This window comes from Bradyrhizobium sp. CCBAU 53340, assembly GCF_015291645.1.
In the GTDB taxonomy this organism is placed as follows: Bacteria; Pseudomonadota; Alphaproteobacteria; order Rhizobiales; family Xanthobacteraceae; genus Bradyrhizobium.
Genome location: NZ_CP030055.1, coordinates 3112717 through 3130493, shown reverse-complemented (window position 1 = coordinate 3130493; position 17777 = coordinate 3112717). Strand labels below are relative to the sequence as shown.

Sequence of the window (17777 nt, the reverse complement as noted above, 5' to 3'; positions counted from 1 at the left end):
GATTCCAGGAACGTTTATTGGACGACTAGGAAAGATCAGCCGCTATAATGTTTCGTCTTCTTGCTTGAGCTACCCGTTGGTCCCAAAGCGTCAGTCGCTTCACCGCTTCGGCGGCGACTAGACATGCCTGTGCAACACCTCCGTTGTCGCCCCAAGCGCCGGTCACGCGATTGGCAATCACTGAACAGATTGACCCGGCGCGCAGACCAAATATCCGCGAGAGCGTCAACAAAGTTGCCGTTTCCATTTCGAAGTTCAGCACGCCGGCGCGCTTCATTTCTTCAAAAACCCGCTCGCCCTCAAATGAAATATAGTTTCTGAAACCGGGCCTGCCCTGTCCCACCCAAAACGACGCCGTGGTCGCGCCTGTTCCTACGCGATAAGAATGGGCGCCAGCCACCGCTGCATCGACTAGCGCGAAGGTCACTTCGACTGAGGCGACCCCGGGAAACTCCTTGCGAATGTAATTTTCACTCGTTCCGTCGAGCCTGACCGCCGCGTCATTGATGATCAGGCTGCCTGTCTGGATCTCTTCATGCAGCGTTCCACACGTACCAACGCGAATAAACGTATCGACACCAAGCCATGCCAAATCCGTAAAAACTCCATCCAGGGATGGCGCTCCAATCATTGCGGAAACCGCCCCAATCCTTGCTCCCTTGTAGTCTCCGACAGCAGCCCGGTATCCCCGTGGCAAGTCGACTAGCTTCGCATTCTTCCACTGGCTTGCCATTAAGTTTACCCGATCGGGATCGCCGGGAAGCAACACGTAACGAGGAAGATCGAGCTCCTTGAGCTGATTGTGACGCCTGGTGTCGCCATTCGCCGCACTCGCGATCTCGGAACGCTTGTCAGTCATCTCGATATTCTCCTTGAGGCCACACTCAGTGCGCTTTCCATGTAACCAAATACTTCTCGAGCAAGGCCACGATCCCGAACATGCAGAGGGCAAGCGCTGACGACATTGCAATCGCTGCGTAGAGAAGCTCCGTCCGATAGTCGAAGGTCGATTGGATTATCAGGACTCCGATGCCGGACTCCGCTCCTACCCACTCGCTGACGATTGCGCCAATGACGCTGCTCGTTGCAGTGATTCTTAACGCAGAGAAAAGGAATGGCAGCGAGCGAGGCACGCGAAGGCGGAGAAACACCTCGCTGCGACTTGCCGACAGGATACGCATCAGCTCCATTTCCGATTGCGAAACCGACTCGAGCCCACGCAACGCGTTTACGAGTGTCGGAAACATGCAGATGATTGCGGCAATCGCGACTTTTGACGTCATCGACAGCCCGAAGATCAGAATCAAGACAGGAGATAACGCGATAATCGGAATGGTGTTGAACAGAATGATCACCGGCAGATACGTCCTCCTAATTCGCTCGCTATGTACGAACACGGTTGCGAGGAGAATCCCGATAGTATTGCCGACCAGAAATCCAAGAACGGCTTCCGACGCCGTCACTCGCAGGTTATCCCAAAGCAGTTGCCGATTCATCCAGATCGATTTTGCAACCGAGATCGGATCAGGGGCGATGAAACGGCGCACCTGAAAGCCGACGATCACGGCCTGCCACAGGGCAAGCAGCGATAGGATGCCCAGCAGGGGCCAAATCCAGGAGAAACCTCTCTTCACCACCAACTCACTAGCCGTGCGCTTTTTCGAGGACTGCACGAAGACGAGAGGTGATGTTGAAGAATTTCTCTGAGTTGCGTTCGATGTGATTGCCTGGCTTTTCATCATCTAGATTTATCTGCTCAACGATCCGTCCGGGATTCGTCCCCATGACAACGATGCTTTGGCCGAGGAAGGCTGCTTCAGCCAAGCTGTGCGTAACGAAAACAATCGTCGTTCCCGTTTCTCGCCAGATCCGAAGTAGCTCCTCGTTCAAACCATCGCGAGTGATTTCGTCCAGTGCACCGAAGGGCTCGTCCATCAAGAGAATATCGGGTTGAGTGACGAGCGCGCGGGCAATCGCCACGCGCTGCCGCTGGCCGCCGGATAGCTGCCATGGATATGCGTCCTCGCGGCCTTCCAATCCGACGAGATCCAGGAGCTCTCTTTCGTCCCGGCTTTGCCGTCCGAGGCCGGACCAACCCCCGACCTGTAACGGCAGCCTGACGTTGTCGAGCGCATTTCGCCACGGAAGCAGCGTTGCTTCCTGGAATACGAATGAGAAGCGGCGCCTTCGCCTACTCTCTGCCGGACTTGCGCCGAAGACGCGAATCTCGCCGTCGGTGCTTGTCAGCAAGTCTGCGATGTTACGAAGCAGAGTGGATTTCCCGCACCCGGACGGTCCGATCAGAACTACGAAGCGTCCGGGTTTGACGTCGATCGACAAATCGCGAAAGGCGACCAGCTCGCCGAACGACATTTCGAGGTTACGCACATGGATCGCCGCTTCGTCCGGCATCATGCTCAACCCAGCTTCGGTCGGACGTCGGCAGTCATATCAAGGATCTCCCACGTGACAGACTCCGCAACGCCTGGGGCATTCGGGGGGATGTTTCCTGTTTCCTTAAACAGCGCGACCTGAGCGGTGAGCTTCTCGCGGCTCATCCAGCCCCAGCCGGACTGCTTCGTCGTTTCATCGAAGGACAACGACATGATCAAATCGATGGTCTTGTACTCGATCTGCCGGTCCAGCGTCGGATAGGCCTCGCACATGATATCGACGGCTTCGCGCCTATTGCTGAACGCCCAACCCCACCCCTTCGAGGCAGCCCGAATGAATCTTGCCAGGTTTTGCTTTTGGCTCGGATAGGCATCTTCCGAGGTGAAGTACGCATTCGCGTAGTTCGGAACCCCTATTTTGGCGGGAAACAGCGTTACGACATCAGGGCCAAGAACCGACAACGCCGTTGTGTTGGTGATGAATCCAGTAACCGCGTCCACCTGGCCGGAGATCAACGCGGACATATCCGTTCCCATCGTCACCACCTTGACCTTCGATCGATCAAGCTTGTTGGCGACCATGATGAGATCGAGAAGATAACGTCCATTGGGATTAATCGCGATCGTCTTGCCAACCAAATCCGCCGGTGTGCGTATCGGATTTTTTGGCAGCGAAATGTATGCATATGGCGAATAACTGAAGCCGCATGCAAAAAGCTTCAGAGGGCGCCCGGCCCCGTAAGCCTTAAAAAATTGGGCGGTCGACGAGAGCTGCGCGAACTGCGCCTGCCCCGAGAGAACCGGCGGTACCGTCTGCGCGTTGGGGCCACCCGGGCCGAAGGTTATGTCCAAACCCTCCTCAGCAAAGTAACCTCTTTTTTGCGCGACAATATCGCCGATCTGGCCGTTGCCTATGAGCCAATCATATTGGATGCGCACAGGAGTCGCAGCGGTGGCCGCCCTGTTACCAAAAGAGACAATTGCACCAGTTGTAGCGGCTGCTGCCGCTGCCTTTACGAAGGTCCGGCGGTCTAGTGCGTTCGGCGTAAAATCAACTGCGTCCTTACTCACAATTGCCCCTCTACATTTCGACCGGATTACTGCAGAACCTTGCATATCGGTCTTTCGGGCGGCTCTTAAGAACCAGTTTTTCCTTTCTTGGGGGCCACTTTGATACTCGCCGAATAGGTTGAAGTCTGCACCGCCTCAGCCTCTACAAAAGTCATCTGGGAAAATGTCCGGGGTAGCTTCAAATCCAGGAGGCGCAACCACCGATACCGACATTCCGTTCGAGTGGCGATCTGACCGAGGGCGTTCCCTGCGTCCCGAACGCAGTGAGCATCTTCTAAGTTATTGATCTTTCTTGGCACGGCAGCCCCGTCGGTCGCGTTCTGTTCACGTTCGTTTCGCTCAATTCGTTGCGATTTCATTGCGGCATTTCTCCGCGAGAACGACAGCTGACGGCAAGATGAGACCGCCTGGGAGCTTAGACGGGATCTCGTTCTCGGCCGCGCGGTGCGCTTCCAAATTGTAGGTGGCAGCACCCTGCGCTTGAGCCGCCGATTACGAGGCGTATGATTTCCTGGTAAAATCAATAGCTATTCCAACAAACCTCTCTTCGATCCTGCAATGAGCCGCCAACAGGTTCTGCCCTTGTCGGAATGGCTCGGTTGCACACTCTCGACGAAGAGCAGGTCGTGCTTGACTGAGTTCTTGGAGTTGTCGAGGGTTCGAGTCATTGGTCCGCTACATCGCGAAGCCCACTATTTCGGAAGCCCTATTTTCTTATCGAAGGGCAGCCTAACTTGGGGGGCGCATCTGGTCTGCCGATGCACGAACAGTTTGAAAACTGAACGAATCCGAGCGGCGATTGAAAAAAGCCGAATTCGCCCCGACTGATATCAATTTCTTATCAGATATTTCCAAACTTGAAGGTCGCCTCCTAGCTACGGACACGGGACGGCGCCGGACACTGCTCCCCCTCAAGGATGCGATGTCTTGCGCGCTGGTTGGCTCTGCTCGTTACGAGGCACCCAGCAATATCGTCCGATACAAAACGCCGCACCAGCGCCCCAGCGCGGTTCGTCCATTCTGACCGCTTACGAGGTTTTGGATTTTCCAGAGAAGGAATACGCGCCTTCGCTTCGGGATTTCCGGCCTCGTCGCTTCTTGCTCTTTTCGTCTCCGAGATGAGAGAGAATAAGATAGGATCCCTCCCGCAAGTCGCGCACGATCAGCTCGCCGGCTTCGCTGGGCGATCGTCGTTCGAGGGCATCAATGACGAGGAGGTGAGGATGGAGCTCGATGTGAGCTCGCTGCACCAATGGGTACTGATGGTTTATGAACGGCCCGATCAGAAGCCATAGGTTCTCGATCACCCTGACGAGAGTCGCGTTTTGACTGGATCGATAGATGAGGAAGTGAAACTCCTGATTTACCGCCAGTGCGTCTTTCCACCTCCCTTCACGTTCGGCCTCGATGAAGCGGCGGTGCAGATCGCGCAGCGATGCGATTTCATCCTTGGTGATGTGCACAGCCGCCAACTCGCTCGCCAAGCGTTCCAAAGGCGCTCTGGTTTCCCGAATTTCGATGTATTCACGGACACTCAACACCGGCACTCGCGCTTGATGTCCGAGTTTTAGCTCCAGGGCTCCTTCCCGCACCAACTGCATCACGGCTTCGCGGACCGGTGTCGGCGAGATGTCGGAAGTGGCGGCGATCCGGCGGATGTTCAGACGCGCGCCGGGCTCGTACATGCCCATCATCAATTCGAGACGCAGTTGCGCGTAGACGCGCTCCGACAGGCTGTCCCGTGCGACTTGGTCCGCAGCCTCGGGCTCGATCACATCCGCGCTCATTCTCGATCCTATTTCCTCAGGGCGAACATCTGCGGCTATGCCTGCACTAAAGGCAAGCCCGCGCTCAATTTAGTGACATTTGGCATATCAAAAAGCGGACATATTGGATGATATCGCCTAAATGTAGACAAATACACATTTTTGATATATCAAAACTTTGTACTGGTGAGTACATCAAGCTCCAGGGAACAGGGTCTTTTCGGTGACGTTCAGCTTCGAGACACTCATCGATTTTGGTCTTGCGATCGGCGAAAGCCCGGTGTGGGACACCACCCGAAACGTGCTCTGGTTCGTCGACATCGTGTCGCCGTCGATCCATTGGCTCGACCCAAAGACCAAAAAATCGGCCGCTTATGCCATGCCATCTGCGGTCGGCAGTCTGGCTTTCGCTCAGGATGGACGCCTTGTCCTCGCTCTGAGGAGTGGCATCCACCTGTTCGATCCTGCGCGGGAGACGCTCGATTTTCTCGTTCACCCTGAGCCTGACCGTACGACCAACCGCCTGAACGACGGCAGGATCGGCCCGGATGGTTGCTTCTGGGTTGGCAGCATGCACGACGCCATCCCACGCGTGGCTTCCGGAGCTCTCTATCGAATTACCCCGACCGGCTCCTGCGAACGTGTCATTGATGGTCTCAAGGTCTCGAATGGGCTGGCTTGGAGTCCCGATGCCGGAACCATGTATCACGCCGATAGCCGCGCGTGCAGTAATGCGGGCGAGATCCGCGCGTTCGACTTCGACGCACGATCTGGTCGTCTCGGAAGGGCTAGGTCGTTCGCGGCTCTCACCGAGAAGGACGGACTTCCGGACGGTGCCGCCGTTGATGTGAATGGCCTGTACTGGAGCGCCGGCGTCACAGCGGGTTGCATCAACAGGTTCTCGCCCGACGGCGTGCTCGTCGACAGCATCACTTTGCCGGTGTCCGCACCCACGATGCCTTGCTTCGGCGGACCTGACGGAAAAACCGTCTTCGTCACCTCGCTCGCGACGGATCGTTCGGGGAGAGCAGAGACCGGGACAGTCATCGCCTTTCGCACAGAGACCACCGGCGTTTCCGAGGCGGTCTTCGGAACTATGCGGGACGACGCCGGCACTTGCGCGGCAGAGCCGCGCTTCGCGCGAGAGGCAGAGCAATGAACAAATCAAAAATCGGGATCGCCCAGGCCGGTCTAGAGCCTTGGGAAAAGGGCATTCCGCCAACCTCCGAGAACATCTTGCTCGACGATGTGCCCAAGCAGGGCTGGGAGATTCTGAGAGAAGACCTCCCCCTACCCGCGGCCGTCATCAGAGAATCGGCCCTACGACACAACAGCGCCTGGATGAAGCGGTTCTTGAGCGCCCAGAATGTCCGGTTCGCTCCTCACGGCAAAACCACGATGGCGCCTGATCTGTTCGATCTCCAAATCGCGGACGGTGCGTGGGCGATTACTCTATCCACAACGCATCAAATTAGGGTCGCAAGAGCGTTCGGCCACAGCAGGATATTCCTGGCAAACCAGCTTGTCGGTCGCGCTGCCATCGAATTCGCTCTCTCGGAAATCCGCAACGATCCGGATTTTGAATTCTATTGCCTTGTCGACGACGCCGAGCATGCCAAATCCATCGCGCGACAAGCATCGATGATGCGATTGCCGCGAGCGGTGAATGTGCTGGTCGAGCTGGGTTATCCGGGTGGACGCACTGGGTGCCGCTCCGTCGCCCAAGCTTTGGATCTCGCTCGCGTCGTTGCGGCAACGGCCGGACTTAGTTTGGTGGGAATCGAAGGTTTCGAGGGCCTACTCAATTCGCCTCAGCCAGCCGAGGCGGCTGCCAAGGTCGAAGCGTTCCTGGATTGCATGGTCGATCTCGCGGAGCGGTGCGCAACGGAGCATCTGCTCTCGGTGGACGAGCCGATCTTGAGCGCAGGCGGATCATCCTATTTCGACATCGTGGCGACCAAACTCAAGCAAGCCCATCTCGGTCGGCCACATCACGTGGTTCTGAGATCCGGTTGCTACATCACGCACGACGCCATCATGTACACGCGCGCTTTCGAGCGGCTTCGCGAGCGGAGCCCAGCCATCGTCGCGAACGACGAGGGCCTCCGCCCGGCACTCGAAGTCTGGAGCTACGTCCAGTCACGTCCCGAGCCGCAGAAGGCAATCCTTGGATTGGGCAAACGCGACATCTCCCCTGACGAGCCACCGGTAGCGCTGAGCTGGTTTAGGCCGAATAGCGGGATGAGGAGACCTCTCCCGATCCCTCCAGAGCACAAAGTCACAGGACTGAATGATCAGCATTGCCACATGACGCTACCAGCGAGTTCGCAGCTCCGAGTGGGAGACATGGTGGCGCTTGGCATCTCTCACCCCTGTTTGACGTTCGACAAGTGGAGGATCGTACACATGGTCGACGATGACTATCGGATCACGCGGAGCCTGAGGACCTATTTTTGAGGCGCGGCAATCGCCGGCGCCGCATGAGTTGCGACGAACCACCCTGCTACATCTGAATTCAGGAACTTACGGAGCGCACGACATGGTCACTCGCAGAACCCTCCTCAAAGGCGCAGGCGCATCGATACTGCCGTTGTTCAGTCCCGCAGTCAGTCGAGCACAGAGCCGGCCGGTCGTGAAATTCATCCCTCAGTCGGACCTGGCCCTGCTGGACCCGGTGCAAAGCCCGGCCCTGGTCAGCCGCAACCATGGGCTGATGGTGTTCGACACCTTGTACGGGATGGACGCGTCATTCACCATCCAGCCACAGATGGTCGCCGGCCATCTCGTGGAGGATGACGGCCGACGCTGGACCATCACATTGCGCGATGGGCTGATTTTTCACGACGGCACTCCGGTTCTCGCAAAGGACGCAGTGGCGAGTATCGAGCGCTGGTGGCGCCTCGATGTCCTGGGCAAGCAGCTCGCCGCCATCACGGATGAATTGAGTGCCCCCAGCGACAAGGTCATCCGCTTTCGGCTCAAGCAACCGTTTCCGTCGTTGCCCTTTGCGCTCGGCAAGCCGTCAAGGTGTTGCTTCATCATGCCCGAGCGTCTCGCCCAGACGGATCCCGCAAAGCAGATCACTGAAATGATCGGAAGTGGCCCCTTCCGCTTCCGAACCGACGAGCGCCTGGCCGGCACGCGCGCCGTGTACGAGAAGTTCGCAGGCTATGCCCCCCGGCAAGAGGCCCCAGGCCTCACCGCGGGAGCGAAGATCGTTCACGTCGATCGCGTCGAATGGCACACGTTGCCCGATGCATCGACTGCCGCGGCAGCCCTTCGGGTCGGCGAGATGGATTGGTGGGAGCAGCCTACTGCCGATCTTCTACCTCAGCTAAAGTCATTGCGCGGCGTGACCGTCGACGTAAAGGACAAGGCTGGCTATCTTGCACTCCTGCAGTTCAACCACCTGCAGCCGCCGTTCAACAATCCGGCCATTCGCCGTGCATTCCTCGCCGCCGTCAATCAAGCCGATTACATGACTGCTGTAATGGGCGAGGACCATGGTCTCTGGAAGGACGACGTCGGCTTCTTCTTACCCAACTCGCCCGCGGCCAGCGACGTTGGCCTCGATGTCTTCAAGCAGCCACGCAGCATCGAGAAGGTCAAGAAGGAGCTCCAAGCGGCCGGGTACAACGGCGAGAAGGTCGTGCTTCTGGTTCCCTCCGACATCCCATCCCTGAATGCGATGAGCGAAATCGCCGCGGACATGTTCCGGCGCAGCGGCGTCAATCTGGACTACCAAGCGCTGGACTGGGGAACGGTACTGCCCCGCCTCAACTCGCAGCAGCCCGCCGATCGCGGTGGCTGGAGTGTCTGGTGCAATTATACTTCCGGCATCTTGGGGCTTAACCCGATCAGTCACACCTTCCTGAGAGGCATCGGCGCCGCCGGCTTCTCGGGCGCCGGCTGGCCGACCAGCGTTGCTCTGGAAGGTTACCGTGACGCCTACATGAACACAGCCGATATGGCCGAGCAGAAAAAGATTGTCGACTCGATGCAAAGACAGGCCTTTGAGGATGTGCCGTACATTCCGCTGGGGTTTTACTACCAACCGACCGCCTATCGCTCAAATCTGACTGGTATGGTCGACGGCATGCCGGTCTTCTGGAATTTGAAGAAGGGCTGATTGTCCTATGAACGCCGAAGATCTTTGTTTCGCATCCGCCGCTGAATTAGTGCGTTTCTACCAATCGCGAGCGCTGTCCCCAGTAGAGCTCGTGCAAACCATTCTCGAACGCATTGAGCGTCTGGAGCCGCGTCTAAATGCCTTTGCCCGATTGATCCCGGAGATGGCTCTAGACCAAGCACGAAAAGCTGAACAGGCTCTCATGAGGGGGGAAGGGTCCGGTCCCCTGCACGGGATTCCGGTCACGATCAAGGACCACGAAGCAATCGCGGGACTTCCGACGGAGTTCGGGAGTTTTACAAGCAAAGGCAAAATGGCAGATTTCACTGGGCCGATGGTGGCGCGGCTGCGGGATGCGGGCGCGATCATCCTGGGCAAGACCACGACACCGGAGTTTGGTTGGAAAGGGGTCAGCGAAGGGCCGCTGACCGGCACCACACATAACCCTTGGAAGCACGGTTACAATGCCGGCGCCTCTTCGTCGGGCGCGGGCGTCGGGGCGGCTGCGGGGTATGGGCCCCTTCACCAGGGCGGAGACGGCGCCGGCTCGATCCGCATGCCTGCGCACTTCTGTGGCGTATTTGGGCTGAAACCGACGTATGGGCGCGTTCCAATCTACCCACCCTCTACCGGCGACAACACCCTCCACTTGGGGCCAATCACGCGCAGCGTCGCTGACGCGAGTCTGATGCTGAAGGTAATGGCTGGACCTCATCCATGGGATCCGACAAGCTTGGAGTCCCTGCCGGCGGATTATCCCGGCCGACTGCGTGACACCTCTCCTCGGCCCCTGCGCGTTGCGTTCAGTCCTGATCTCGGTCACGCGCGGGTCGACCGCGAGGTCGCCGAACTAGTTTCTGCAGCCCTGAAGGTCTACGAAGCCGAATTGGGTCTCACGGTCGAGGAAATCACGCCTGCCTGGGGCCCGCATGGTCCAGAACTCGCACGCTTCTTCTGGCCAGCACATTTTGCCGCCCGTCACGCATCGCTCCTGCCCGAGTGGGAAGCAAAGATGGATCCGGGATTCGTGACTTGTATCCGCGCTGGAATGAACTACACGCTTGCCGAGTATCAGAGCATGCGGCTGAAGAAGTACGCCTATGCGGTCGACATACACCGCTTCTTCGAGAATTGGGACTTCCTCGTAACACCCTCCGTGTCCGTCGCCGCGTTTCCGGCGGATCGACTCCAGCCCGCGCACTGGCCGCAACACCCCTGGGACTGGTTGAGCTGGGCGGAGTTTTCATACCCGTTCAACTTGTCGGGCAATCCGGCTGCCTCAATCCCTTGCGGATTCACATCAGAGGGCTTTCCTGTCGGACTGCAGATCGTCGGACGTCGTTTCGACGATCTCGGCGTCTTGCAGCTGGCATCCCGGTTCGAGACGACGCGACCTTGGGCGCAGCATCGCCCACCTCACCTCCATGCAACATCGTAAAGGACTGGACATGACCAACTGGGCTTTCGTCACGGGGGGCGCCGGAGATATCGGCAGCGCTGTTTGTCAGGCTCTCGCGCGCGATGGGTTCGGCATCGTCTGCGTCGATCTGGATGAAGAGCGAGCGGAAAAGATTTGCTCCGGCATCCGCATGGAAGGTGGTCAGGCCGTTTCGTTCAAAGTAGACGCCACCGATCCTGCTTCGGTTTCCGCAGCAGCAGGCGCGGCCATGAAGCTCGGGAACATCACCGCTCTCGTAAACACGGTCGGCCGAGCGAAGGGAGCTTCGATCTTCACGATGAACTATGCGACTTGGCGTGAAGACATCGCCGCCAATCTCGACTCTGCATTTCTTTGCATTCAGGCTTTCCGTGACCAGTTGATTGCGCAGCAAGGGAGCATCGTCAGCATCGCAACCGTCAATGGCCTCGGGGTTTATGGCTTCCCGGGCTACAGCGCCGGAAAGGCGGGGTTGATCCATCTGACAAAATGCCTCGCCGTCGAACTTGGGCCCCATGGCGTCCGAGTGAATGCTGTCGCACCAGGGACCGTCCGAACCCGCGCCTGGAACGCCCGCCTCGAAGCCAACCCAGGCGTATTCGACGAGTTGCAAGCGCTCTGCCCGCTGCCGCGAATTTCAGGTCCGGCGAACGTTGCCGACGCGGTTGCGTTTCTCGTCTCCGAGAAGGCATCAATGATCACCGGCCAAACCATTGCAGTGGACGGCGGACTATCGGCGGGTATTCCTGCTGCCGGTCGCGCAGTGACGCAATTGTCCCATAGGCGTTGACGTACAGTTCAATGGTAGGCCAAAGCTATTATCAAAATCCGATCATTAGAGACCAATGGCTTGCAGCCAAATATCCAACCGCGAGAGGGCGTCGTGATTAGCGAATCTTAGCCGCTCTGAAGCTTCCGGGCGTTCGAGTCACTGGAACCTACCGTCTTTCCACACTCCGACCAGGCCTACGCTACCTCATCCAAGTTTGCGCGTAGGATTGTTCGTGAGCCGAGGCCCTGCCGCAACTGTATGGTCAGCTATCAGCCGATTTCCTCAATGAATCGCCCTGCGCGCTGGACGATAAGATCCTTGTCGTTGTCGAGAGTCGCAACATGATAGTAGTTATTCAGCCACAGCAGCCTGACGTCGTCGGACCCAACGCTCTCGAGAATTCTTTGTCCATTTCGCGCCGGCACAACATGGTCTTCACGGGAGTGCATCGCAAGCACTGGGCAAGTTACCTTGGAAAGAATTGCAGAAGTCGCAGCGACCAAGACAAACACCTCCCGTGCGCAGTTGACGGGCAGCTCCGAATAGGCGAGCTCGGACGCCTCGGATCTTTTATATCCGAACCTATTCCGGGGACCCGCGCCGGAACGGACTTGCTTAGGATCAACTCCGCGAGCGGCGGTTCGAAAATGCCGATTGGACTGTTTATGGGAACAATGCCACGGACAACCGTAGAAAAACGTGCGGCCAGGTTAAGCGCCAGTGTCCCGCCCATGGATAAGCCTGCGATGAAAACAGACCTGCCGCCTGTGGCCAGTTCATGGAGTGCCTCTTCGCACGAAGAGATCCAGTCGTGAAAGCCGGTCGTTGCCATGTCATCGGGTGTGGTGCCGTGTCCAGCCAGGCGAGGACCCCGGACCGTAAACCCATAGCGCCGGTGCAGCTCCTGCCCGAAGTAGCGCATACTCTGCGTGGTCCCCGTGAAACCATGCAAGACGAGCACGGCAATATCATTGCCATTGAAAAAGAACGGCTCGGCTTCCTGCATCACACGCGGCATGCGCCTCTCCGTTTTCACTATCGCAAAAGATCGTGGTTTGCCATGCAAAATCGCAGGTTTGGTAGCGAGGGTCCGCTATTCGCGAAACCCACTGTCTTGGAAGCGCTATGCTCTTACCGGAGGGCAGCCTAACTCGCGAGACGGGCGAATTGACAGTCCGCCCGACAGCAGCCGCCCGTGCGAGATCCGTCGCCGACTGAAAGCCAGGTCAAGGTCCTCTTGCGCTGCGGCTTGTCTCTCTATGTCGCTCACCCTTCCCGGGAGGCCCGATTTGGTTGGGCGAGCGCATTCCTGATCAGCGTCGCGACTGAGCCGTCGTCGGTGAAGCCAAGCGCGCGCTCGTCGGCAACGTCCAGTTCGGGGAAACGGCCGAATGTCGACTCGATGCGCTCATCCGGACGATATTGAACGAGTGACGTTCGTACCGTTCCACCGGCCTCAGCAACCGCTTCGACGACTTCCCCGATGGTTAGATGCAGCGCCGGAAGCTGAACGGTACCGCAATGGGCGATCGCGCCGGCGTGCTTGAGGTTGTTCACCGCCGCGGTAACGGACAGCCACCACATGGTGGCGCTCGGCGATACCGGACAGCAATAGGGCTCGGCGGCCGAGAGCGCGTGCAGGAGTTCGCTCATGAAGGCAGAGCCGAATCCGGTCGCCGGTCCTGGGCGGGCCACGATGCCGGGCAGCCGCACCGAGATGCCGGACAGCTCACCCCGCCTGGTGTGGTCGGCCAGGGCGATCTCGATCATGCGCTTGTGCGCGCCATAGGTAATCGCCGGACGCACCGGCGTTCGCGAACTGACGGGGCCGGAGCTCGGGCCGTAGACCGCGATGCTGCTGGCATAGACCACGCGAGGGCAGCGAGACGTCGCCGTCAGTCGCTCCAGAAGATCGAGCGAGGCGTCGAGATTGACGCGACGTCCGAGCCGCGGATCGGCTTCCGCAAGCGCCCCCGGGATGCTCGAGAGATGGAAGACAAGATCGTATTCGTCGCGAAAGATCGCGTCCAGGACGGCGCATTCGTCGACCCCACCGCAAATCCAGCGCGCGCGTCCTGCTGCAGCCCAGGCCGGCCGCCCGGCGAGGTCCACGGCGACGATCTCAGGCATAGCGGGGTCGCTCATCAGCGACTTCAGCAGCGCACTACCGATGAATCCCGCAGCTCCAGTGACCAAAATCCGCATCGATCTACATTCCGCCGCGATTGGACGAGCGAGGCGGGGCCACAGACTTATCGCCCGCCCGGACGACCTTCTGATCGATACGACCAAACGGTCCGTCCCGCCCGTCGGCGAAGCGCGCCTGCATGGACACGCGATCCCCGAATTTCAGGAACGGCGTCCTGGCCGCGCCATAATCAACCATTTCGATGGCTCTTACCTCCGCGAGGCAGCTCGAGCCCGCCGACCGATCGGCGTTCGACACGGTTCCCGATCCAATGATTGTCCCGGCTGTGAGGCGGCGCGTTTTCGCAGCATGGGCGATCAGATCCGCAAAGCTGAATGCCATTTCGCGGCCCGAGGCCGCACCGACCCGTTCCCCGTTGCGCCAGACGCCAAGCTGCATGTCCACGCGGTCGTCTCGCCAGGCGTCGCCGAGCTCGTCTGGCGTCACGGCGATTGGCGCGAAACTCGTCGAGGGTTTGGCTTGGAGGAAACCAAATCCGGTCCGCACCTCGCGCGCGCCGATGGCGCGGAGGCTCCAGTCGTTGATCTGCACCAGGAGCCGGATGTGTCTGCCGCACTCCGCGGGCGGCGTCGCCATCGCCACCTCGTCGACGATCACGCCGAACTCGCCCTCCAAATCAATTCCGTCCGCCTCGGTCACAAAGGGCACATCGGTCTGCGGGCCGAGAAAATCGTCGCTCGCTCCCTGGTACATCACCGGGATGGTGTCGAAATCCGGAATTGGCGGTTTGTCGAACGCAAGATCCATCAGCCGCCCATGATTGAGAAATGCCGATCCATCGCACCATTGCGGCGCGCGCGGCAGCGGCGCGAGGCAGCGAGTTGGATCAAACGGCACGGCGTCCTCGGCGCGGCCGTGGTCGAGCCGCTCGCCGAGAAGGCGCAATGGCGCCTCCACCGATGGCCAGCAGCGCAGCGCCGTCAGGAGATTCGGCGCGATCACGCGCGCACCGACCGCCCGCTGAAGATCCCTGGAAACGACGACCAGCTTGCCGTCGATGGTTCCGTCATCGTAGGTCGCAAGTCTCATGAGCCAGCCTTCGATGCATTGACTTCGTCGCTGAATTGTCCATCGACGAGCATGAACAGCATCCGGCACGGCTTGGCACTTCGGTTGGCCCACGCATGGTTCGTGCCACGCTGGATCACGACGTCGCCGGCTTTCAGGTTCGCTTCACACTTGTCGAGCACCAGCGTGATCTCCCCGGAGATGACAATCCCGTAGTCGACGGTTTCGGTGCGATGCATCAGCGGATGTGGCGAGTCCGGTCGCACGGTCGATGCGTTGATGTCGCCGACCTGGCCGAACGCATCCTTCATCCGCGCCGCACCATGCTTGAGGAAGTCTTCGGTGTCGGGCGGGATGTCGACGAAACGGATGCGGGTACCGTGCGCCGGCGGCGGCAGGCGCAGGGGGCCAATGGTCGGGTCCGGTCCGTTGTCGATGGAAACAGGCGTTGCAGCCGTGCTCCACACCTCATGAAACATCGTCCCCGGAATCGCGGTGAGCGCGACCACCGTCGGCAAGGCGCCGTCGGTTGCGATCACGGCATCCCCGTGCGCGTCGTGACCTGTCACGACACGGCGAATTGGTGCGAGCGACATCGTCATTCCTCGATTCTCTTCGGATCAGGCAACTTCGAGAGATTGCGGGCCTGCGAGCTCCGTGCTCGTGGCAAACACACGCGAGAACAGCAGGACCGCGACGGTCGAGATGGCGATCGCGCCAAGTCCCAGCGCCTGGTAGCCGAAGGTTTGAACCAGCGTGCCGCCGAGAATCGGGCCGCCCGCGGCTCCGATCATCAGCATCGCCGGCGTTCCCGCAAGGGCACGCGCCGTCGGATCGAGTCGCGACAGCAGGCCGAAGGCGAAGGTGTGCGTGAAGATCATTACCGCGACGAACAGGGCCGTTGGGATCGCATAGGCAAGAAAGCCGCTGCCGAAGGTGATCGCCACCGCGATGATCGCCTGACAGATCGGCCCCGCGATTACCACCGTCCTTGCCGACAGCTTCTTTTCCAGGACTGCCGCGAGCGGTGCCGGCAGGAGATTGACGAAGCCGAGCGCGATCAGTACGCCGGTAACCGCTTCGGTGCCGTAACCTCTGTCGACCCCGATGCGCTCGATGAAACTGAACATCATCGCCTGGGTCAACGCCATGCAGCTTACCCCGGCCACGCCGAACCACACGGCCCGAGAGAGGTGACTGACGTCCGCAATCAAGTTCTCCTCACGCGCGACGACGGCAGGGAAAGAGATTGCAGCAACGATCGCGGCAATCGCCATGACGGCCGAGAACACCGCGAACAGCGCGCGGCCACCGAACGCGCCGATCAGGTTCAGCGTCGCGCCGAGGAACACGATGGCGAAGACGCCCAGCGCCATGCCGACGATCGCAAACAGGCGATGCGGATTGGCGCTGCGCGCGATTGTCCCATGCGTGAAGCTGAGGCCGCAGGCGGCCGAGGCGCCCGCAAGCGCGTGCAAGACGGCGAGAGTCGCGAAATCCGTAACCCACGCTGCAGCGAAGAAGGCTGCCGCGGCAAGCGCGAAGCCGCCGATCACGGCCAGCCGTGCATTTATGCGGTTGAGGCGTGGTGCAAAGAACAGGCTGCTAAGCACCGCGCCGATCAGGAACAGCGTCGCAAGCCCGCCCGCCTGCTGAGGCGCGAACTTGTACTGCGCGATCAGGGCGCCAACCCAGACCGGCAAGGCGACGAGGTCCACCATGCCGGCGCAGTGCGCCACCATCAAGGAAAGACGGCCTGACCAGTTTTCCGTTGTCGATTGCATTGCTATTCCCCCTTTGATTTATGACTTGTCTTTCGGCTCGACGGCACTGAGCTGACCACCAGCATCCGCCGGATCAAATCGGCTGCGTCAGCGCAATGACCGATTCCCGCATGATCCTCGCGTGCTCGGCTTTGTCGCCGTTCTTCATCTCGATCCGGCAGAGCCTTTCCGAATTCTCGATCACCATGCGGCAACGCTCCCAGCGCCTCGCATGGAAGCCGTCGAACGCGTCTTGCAGGGTCGCAGCCTTCGCCAGTTCCTCCGCAAGAACGATGCCGCTCTCGATGCCGATACCGGCGCCGGATGCCAGATGCGGCGTGGTCGCCGCGACCGTATCGCCGATCAGGATGACGCGCCCGCGATTCCAGGGTGCCGGCACGAGAAGGTTGGCAAGCGGGCGATAGTCGATCGGCGCCTCGGAAGCGAAAACGTGGGGAATGAGCGACTGGATCAACGGATCAGGAAACGGCTTCAGCATGGACGTCACGAGATCGGGGAAGGAGGCCGGATCGAGATTTGTCTTTTCCAGCCGCGCCTCGGTGATGAACATGTACAAATGTGTCTGGCTGACCGGATTAACGCCGACCTTGACGGTGCCTCCCAGCCACATCCGCGGGCGCACGATCTCTGCCGGACGCGGCAGAACCGCGCGCCAGACTCCCTGTCCGATATATTGCGGCGGCTTGACCTCCGGAAAGAAACGTTCGCGCGTTTTCGAGTGGACACCGTCGGCGGCGACGACGAGGTCATAGCTACCAGTCGTCCCGTCTGTGAATGCGACGGTGACCTGATCGGCCGTCTGCTCGATCGTCGTGTAGGTGCATCCGACACGAGCCGCGACACCGCTCGCGCGGGTGGCGTCCGCGAGGATCCGTCCCAGCTCCGGCCGCATGATCCCGCCGCCCCCTGGAACGTCCGAGCCCGCCACTTTGGGCGTCGGTATCTCGCCGATCTTCTGCCCCGTGGGGGTGAACAGATCGACTCCGCTGGAGGTAAAACCGCGCCTTGCGAATTCGTCGAAGACTCCGATCGTCTCGAGCGCGCGCAAGGTCGGACCATTGACGGTGATGCCGGCCCCTTCAGGACGCCAGTTGGGATCGATCTCGACGAGATCGACGTCGATGCCGGCTTTGCGCATCTGGATGGCCGCAGCCATGCCGGAAAATCCTCCGCCGATGACCAATACCTTATGAATCACCGCCAAGGT

General features: G+C 59.7%; 17 protein-coding genes. 5 read left to right on the top strand and 12 right to left on the bottom strand.

The features are described 5' to 3' along the window. Nucleotides 1-25: 25 nt before the first annotated feature. The 5 genes from XH89_RS14770 to XH89_RS14750 form a co-directional block, all read right to left on the bottom strand. Entirely contained in the window at nt 26-859 is an 834-nt protein-coding gene (locus XH89_RS14770) for a nucleoside phosphorylase (protein WP_194467734.1), read from the bottom strand. Nucleotides 860-884: 25 nt separating this feature from the next. Beyond that, a complete protein-coding gene (locus XH89_RS14765; RefSeq protein WP_246767842.1) occupies nt 885-1634 on the bottom strand; it encodes an ABC transporter permease in 750 nt (249 codons plus the stop codon). A gap of 10 nt (nt 1635-1644) precedes the next feature. Beyond that, nucleotides 1645-2415 carry an ABC transporter ATP-binding protein gene (locus XH89_RS14760; protein WP_194468490.1) on the bottom strand — a complete coding sequence of 257 codons (771 nt, stop codon included), beginning with the start codon at nt 2413-2415 and terminating at the stop codon, nt 1645-1647. A 2-nt stretch (nt 2416-2417) separates the two neighbouring features. Next, the gene (locus tag XH89_RS14755) at nt 2418-3464 is read right to left on the bottom strand and encodes an ABC transporter substrate-binding protein (RefSeq protein ID WP_194467733.1); all 1047 of its coding nucleotides are present in this window, start codon (nt 3462-3464) and stop codon (nt 2418-2420) included. Between the two features lie 1028 nt (nt 3465-4492). Further along, nucleotides 4493-5251, bottom strand: a complete 759-nt coding sequence (locus tag XH89_RS14750) for a GntR family transcriptional regulator (protein ID WP_194467732.1) — start codon at nt 5249-5251, stop codon at nt 4493-4495. 202 nt (nt 5252-5453) lie between these two features. Between XH89_RS14750 and XH89_RS14745 the strand changes: the two genes are divergently transcribed. From XH89_RS14745 to XH89_RS14725, 5 genes are all read left to right on the top strand, one after another. Then, nucleotides 5454-6389 (top strand): SMP-30/gluconolactonase/LRE family protein, encoded by a 936-nt coding sequence (locus XH89_RS14745; protein ID WP_194467731.1) that lies wholly within the window; start codon nt 5454-5456, stop codon nt 6387-6389. Next, nucleotides 6386-7687: an amino acid deaminase gene (locus XH89_RS14740; RefSeq protein ID WP_194467730.1), complete on the top strand. Its 1302-nt coding sequence runs from the start codon at nt 6386-6388 to the stop codon at nt 7685-7687. The genes XH89_RS14745 and XH89_RS14740 overlap by 4 nt, the downstream gene beginning before the upstream one ends. Before the next feature lie 82 nt (nt 7688-7769). Next, on the top strand, nt 7770-9359 hold the full coding sequence (locus XH89_RS14735; protein ID WP_194467729.1) for an ABC transporter substrate-binding protein: 1590 nt from the start codon (nt 7770-7772) through the stop codon (nt 9357-9359). Nucleotides 9360-9366: 7 nt separating this feature from the next. After that, nucleotides 9367-10797 carry an amidase gene (locus tag XH89_RS14730; protein WP_194467728.1) on the top strand — a complete coding sequence of 477 codons (1431 nt, stop codon included), beginning with the start codon at nt 9367-9369 and terminating at the stop codon, nt 10795-10797. Between the two features lie 10 nt (nt 10798-10807). Further along, nucleotides 10808-11587, top strand: a complete 780-nt coding sequence (locus XH89_RS14725; RefSeq protein WP_194467727.1) for an SDR family oxidoreductase — start codon at nt 10808-10810, stop codon at nt 11585-11587. 251 nt (nt 11588-11838) lie between these two features. Here XH89_RS14725 and XH89_RS42085 read toward each other — a convergent pair whose 3' ends face one another. The 7 genes from XH89_RS42085 to XH89_RS14695 all read right to left on the bottom strand — a co-directional run bounded on the left by XH89_RS42085 (nt 11839) and on the right by XH89_RS14695 (nt 17774). Further along, on the bottom strand, nt 11839-12105 hold the full coding sequence (locus XH89_RS42085; protein ID WP_367401041.1) for an alpha/beta hydrolase: 267 nt from the start codon (nt 12103-12105) through the stop codon (nt 11839-11841). After that, nucleotides 12036-12587 carry a carboxylesterase gene (locus tag XH89_RS14720; RefSeq protein ID WP_194467726.1) on the bottom strand — a complete coding sequence of 184 codons (552 nt, stop codon included), beginning with the start codon at nt 12585-12587 and terminating at the stop codon, nt 12036-12038. The genes XH89_RS42085 and XH89_RS14720 overlap by 70 nt, the downstream gene beginning before the upstream one ends. Nucleotides 12588-12835: 248 nt before the next feature. Beyond that, nucleotides 12836-13774, bottom strand: coding sequence for an NAD-dependent epimerase/dehydratase family protein (locus XH89_RS14715; RefSeq protein WP_194467725.1), 939 nt, complete (start codon nt 13772-13774; stop codon nt 12836-12838). 4 nt (nt 13775-13778) lie between these two features. Then, a complete protein-coding gene (locus XH89_RS14710) occupies nt 13779-14807 on the bottom strand; it encodes a fumarylacetoacetate hydrolase family protein (protein ID WP_194468489.1) in 1029 nt (342 codons plus the stop codon). Then, nucleotides 14804-15382: a cupin domain-containing protein gene (locus tag XH89_RS14705; RefSeq protein ID WP_194468488.1), complete on the bottom strand. Its 579-nt coding sequence runs from the start codon at nt 15380-15382 to the stop codon at nt 14804-14806. The genes XH89_RS14710 and XH89_RS14705 overlap by 4 nt, the downstream gene beginning before the upstream one ends. A gap of 24 nt (nt 15383-15406) precedes the next feature. Next, complete coding sequence (locus XH89_RS14700) at nt 15407-16570, bottom strand: MFS transporter (protein ID WP_194467724.1); 1164 nt, start codon at nt 16568-16570, stop codon at nt 15407-15409. A gap of 73 nt (nt 16571-16643) precedes the next feature. Next, nucleotides 16644-17774, bottom strand: coding sequence for an FAD-dependent oxidoreductase (locus XH89_RS14695; protein ID WP_194467723.1), 1131 nt, complete (start codon nt 17772-17774; stop codon nt 16644-16646). Nucleotides 17775-17777: the final 3 nt, after the last annotated feature.